This window comes from bacterium Scap17 (genome assembly GCA_013376735.1).
GTDB lineage: Bacteria > Pseudomonadota > Gammaproteobacteria > Pseudomonadales > Halomonadaceae > Cobetia.
The window spans coordinates 1-3,994 of record VINJ01000003.1; the positions used below are offsets into that span (position 1 = coordinate 1).

At 58.2% G+C, this 3,994-nt stretch carries 6 protein-coding genes and 1 pseudogene; 2 read left to right on the plus strand and 5 right to left on the minus strand.

Annotated features, from left to right (window positions below; translation table 11 throughout):
* Positions 1–86: 86 nt before the first annotated feature.
* Positions 87–341: a hypothetical protein gene (locus FLM52_17600; GenBank protein ID NVN57540.1), complete on the plus strand. Its 255-nt coding sequence runs from the start codon at positions 87–89 to the stop codon at positions 339–341.
* Here FLM52_17600 and FLM52_17605 read toward each other — a convergent pair.
* The 5 genes and pseudogenes from FLM52_17605 to FLM52_17625 all read right to left on the minus strand — a co-directional run bounded on the left by FLM52_17605 (position 328) and on the right by FLM52_17625 (position 3,171).
* Complete coding sequence (locus FLM52_17605; GenBank protein NVN57541.1) at positions 328–1,260, minus strand: replicase; 933 nt, start codon at positions 1,258–1,260, stop codon at positions 328–330. The genes FLM52_17600 and FLM52_17605 overlap by 14 nt on opposite strands.
* A gap of 129 nt (positions 1,261–1,389) precedes the next feature.
* Positions 1,390–1,692 carry an MbeD family mobilization/exclusion protein gene (gene mbeD / locus FLM52_17610; GenBank protein ID NVN57542.1) on the minus strand — a complete coding sequence of 101 codons (303 nt, stop codon included), beginning with the start codon at positions 1,690–1,692 and terminating at the stop codon, positions 1,390–1,392.
* 3 nt (positions 1,693–1,695) lie between these two features.
* On the minus strand, positions 1,696–2,154 hold the full coding sequence (locus FLM52_17615; GenBank protein NVN57543.1) for a hypothetical protein: 459 nt from the start codon (positions 2,152–2,154) through the stop codon (positions 1,696–1,698).
* Positions 2,135–2,842, minus strand: a pseudogene (locus FLM52_17620) (mobilization protein). Before FLM52_17620 ends, FLM52_17615 begins: the two are co-directional and overlap by 20 nt.
* Positions 2,839–3,171: a MobC family plasmid mobilization relaxosome protein gene (locus tag FLM52_17625; protein NVN57544.1), complete on the minus strand. Its 333-nt coding sequence runs from the start codon at positions 3,169–3,171 to the stop codon at positions 2,839–2,841. Before FLM52_17625 ends, FLM52_17620 begins: the two are co-directional and overlap by 4 nt.
* Positions 3,172–3,578: 407 nt before the next feature.
* On the opposite strand from FLM52_17625, the gene FLM52_17630 reads away from it, so the two are divergent.
* On the plus strand, positions 3,579–3,857 hold the full coding sequence (locus FLM52_17630) for a hypothetical protein (protein ID NVN57545.1): 279 nt from the start codon (positions 3,579–3,581) through the stop codon (positions 3,855–3,857).
* Positions 3,858–3,994: the final 137 nt, after the last annotated feature.

Below are 3,994 nucleotides of genomic sequence, written 5' to 3' on the forward strand. Positions count from 1 at the left end.
GACAGCAAGGATGCGTAGGGAGCAAAACCCCGGGCTATTATCTGATATGGCTTTGGGACAAAACATCTAAGGAGATCAGGAAGGCTATGGATACAAGCTATGGGATCAAAGCTTACACGTTCAATGGCGTACCTATTCGAGTGTTTAATTCGGATGCGGTGGCCTACTTCAATCTCAGCGACATAAAACGAGCGGAAAGAATTCCGCTCGATAATGAGGACGAGATTTCCTACGGCGACATTGCTGTAGTTTGTAGGCTCATAGGGGGAACGACCTTATGGGAAGAATGCTGCGACCACCCTCTCGCCAAAGAGGGTGGCGGCATAATCAAAGCCTCTTAATCCAACGACTTACAGTTGATCTTGGCACGCCTGTTTCATCCTCAATAGCTCTCAAGTCGTACCCTTGAGCTTTCATTTCCAAGACCTTAGGCAATAGCTCATCTCTACGTTTTGCACCTTTTTTCTGTCCTCGCTGGGACTGCACTGCCGAGAACCCTGCAGGACTGAAGTGCTTATGCGTATACCGCGCCACGCTCTTGGCAGTGGCACGGACTTCGTTCTCGGGGAGCGGGGACTCAAAGTCGTTGTAGGCGCGGGCACGGGTCAGAACGGCTTCATACCAGCGGTCTGCATCCGGCCAGCCCTGGCGTATGGCTTTGTAGGCCCACAGGCGGAGCTTCTCGAACAGGGTGCAGTTCCGGCCTAGTCCGTAGTCGGGAAGGCGCTTGCGGCGGTCTGAGTAGCTGTTGAGGTCTAGCCAGCTATCCAGATCACCCAGAGTGTAGAGCCGTGTTTCCCACTCAGTGACGCGCCAGTGGGGATGCAGGGGGTTTTTGCAGACGAGGCCGGCATAGCCTATGTCGGCCCCCAGAATGTCTCTGAGCGCGCAATCTACAGCGGCTGCGTAGCGAAGCGGGCCAGATTTCCCGTCAGGTGCCGTGCGTACCGGCACCTCAAGGCCATAGATCAGGTGGGCATGACCGTTGTCGGGGTTCTGCGCGACGATCGTGGGCGGTGGCGCTCCACGGTCGTACCAGTCCAGCACGGCGCCATTCCGGTCGATGTCGTAGACCAGCCAGTAGCAGTGCGTTGGGCCGTTGAACTGGATATAGCGAGAGGTCAGAGCTTTCTGGACGTCTCGGATGCGCAAACCATCACCAAAGCGGTCGGTGTGGTAGGGCTTACGGGGCAGCCGCTGGCGAAAAAGTGCCAGATTGGAGGGCTGCGGGCCTTGGCAGGCCGCTGAAGTTTGGGTCACAATGTCCTCATTGGGTCGCGCCCCATCTCCTCAAGTTTGCCGACCGGAGGGAGATGGGGCGTTCTCGTATCTGCTACATGCTCATGCCGTGGTCATGCCCACGGTCACGCGCTTTCCTTGTGTGTTGTTTTACCGCCTCTTTGCCTCTGGCGTCCAGCGCCTCACGCTCTCGTTCAAGCCCTCGACCTGCTCGCTCAAGGCTGTGACCTGCTTCGCGAGTCGCTCGGTTCTCTCGCTCTTCGCTCTGCTCAAGCTCAAGACTTGCTCGCCCAAGTGCTTCACTTGCTCGCCCAGGGCTCGATTGTCCTGTCGTGTCACCTCGAACATGTTCTGCAAACTCGCGTAGGCGCTCTCCCACTCTTGCAGCTGCTTGCTGTAGTCGCTCTGCAATTGCTCGAAAGCCCGTAACAGCTCGCGTTCCAGATCCGTCATCGTCTAGTACCCGTCCAGAATGAGGTATGTGTCGTCGTCCCCGTTGCCGTATCTCACGCTGTCGGCGTCGATCTTCGCGCAAAGCCTGCTGCTCTCGCCGCAGTGCGTCAGCGTGATCTTGCTCCCCTCGTCTTCTAGCCTCTCCAGCGTCCGGTTGTAGCTGGCGATCTGTTCGACCTGGTGCGTGATGTACTTGCCCATCAGGGCGCTCGCTCCCGCTGCCAAAAGTCCGATCATGACCAGCGGAATCGCGATGAACATCCAGCTTTTGAGCGCGGTGCGCTGCAATCTTTGGTTCTGGGCGCGGATAGCGTCTCTGGTTCTCTTCTCGCTTGCGCTCAACTCCGACAGCAAGGCGTTCTCGTGCTTCTCGAAAGCGCTCTTCACGGCCTTCTCGGTATTCTCGGCTCGCTCTGTCGATTTCTGCTCGAAGGCTGCTGCCAACTTCGAAATCTCGCTCATACAACTTCCCCCGTAATCGTATCGGCTTGCCGCCCTCCGGATCGGCCACGCTGATGCTGCTCTTGGTCTGGCGCGTCACTTCGAAGCCCGTATCTTCCAAGGTACGCACGACCTCTTCCCGATTCGTCACTTCGCCTTCTGAGGCCAATCGCAACAGACCATCAGTGATCTGGCGCTGTGCCGTCGCACGCTCGCGTGGCAGGTTCGAGGGTGTCGTGAGGGCCCTCTGATTGGCCGGATCATCTGGGTCGTGGAAGTTGTAGCGAGCGTTCGTCACGGTCTTCCAGGCATCGACGCGCGGCCTGTCGGCCCTGTCGTAATACGGCTGAAGACGCTTGCCGCTGGTCAGCTCGACATTGGGAATCACGAAGTTCAGCTCTACGCGGCCTTTGTCGGCGTGTTCGACCCAGAGGCAGTCGTACTGATCGGCATCGAGACCGGGCATCAGCGCCTTCTCGAAGGAATCCATGATCTCGCGCTTGGCTTTCTCGCTGATCTGGCTCTCTTGGAAGGACAGTACGCCAGAGGTGTAGCGCTTGGCGTACTGGCTGCCGTCAATCAGCGCCTCGGTCTGCTCAGGGGATCCACGGAGCACCCAAGCGTCCTCACGGTCATTGTTCCTGCCCAGCAGGTACCCGACAGGCCCAGAGCCTGCTCCGGTGCCTCTGGCGTGGAATTTGACGATCACCGGTGCATGGCCCTGAGTTCGGAGAGTTCACGCTCTACGGCAGCCAATGCGGCGACCACGGCGACACGATCCAGTCCTGCCCAGTCACCGGTATTCACCTTGCGGGCGATCTGATTCAGGTTGTTGCCGATACCCGCGAGCTGTCGCAGCAATGCAGGATCGGCCGGTTCCGCTTTCTTCGTCTGGCGTACCCAGTCCCCATCGGGGTTCAGACATTGCTCGCGCATCCATTCGGCAAGGCGGGCCTTCGGACAACGCCACTTGAGCGTTTCATGTTCCTCGGCACTCACCCGCACCTTGATGATCTTGTCCCGCGTCGGCTCACTCATCCTCGTCGTCTCCACATATCCAGACACAGCCAATCGCCAACGCCTCATCGTGGCTGAAGCAATGTTCCTGGCTAACCACGTCATCACCTCGCAGACAGACCAGCCACCACCCATCCGACCGATGCTCGATGCGGTAGTCCCGCTCCACCATGCCGCCTCCTTGGGGTTGCCCGAGCCGTCGATCATGATGCGCCCGAAGGGGGCGAAATGGTCGGCGGATACGGGGGGTGTTGGGGGGCGTAGCCCCCTGACCCAGCTCACAGAGAGACCACCCAAGCGAAGCGCAGGGAGGGCCCTCTGTGTATGCTGGCTTATGTCGGCTTAGGTGTAAAGTAGGGTGTTGGGAAAAGTGGGTGGTGATAGGATGGAATAGCAGGGAACTAATAAAGAAGAATATGAGGTAGGGAATGAAACTAAGAGTTATGGCCGGAGCAATGCTGCTGGCCTTAGGGGCTATACAAGGCGCGGTAGCTCAAGAGCCAACAGATGACGAAATCAAGCAACAGATAATCAGGCAGTCGATAGCGCGGTACAGCGGTAACTGCCCCTGCCCATACAACTCCGCAAGCAACGGAAGCAGGTGCGGAAAAAGAAGCGCGTACAGCAGACCAGGGGGAGCATCACCGACCTGCTACCAGGGGGACGTCACTGCGAGCATGATCGAGCAGTGGCGAAAGCGGCACTGACCCACCCAAAGGCTGTTATCTGATATGGCTTTGACTCAAAAACGCACAAGAGCCTGACGCCTCGCTACGCTCGTTGTCGGACACCGAACCTCACGAATCGAGTTCGTTTCGGTACGGCGTCGGAAGTATGCTCACGG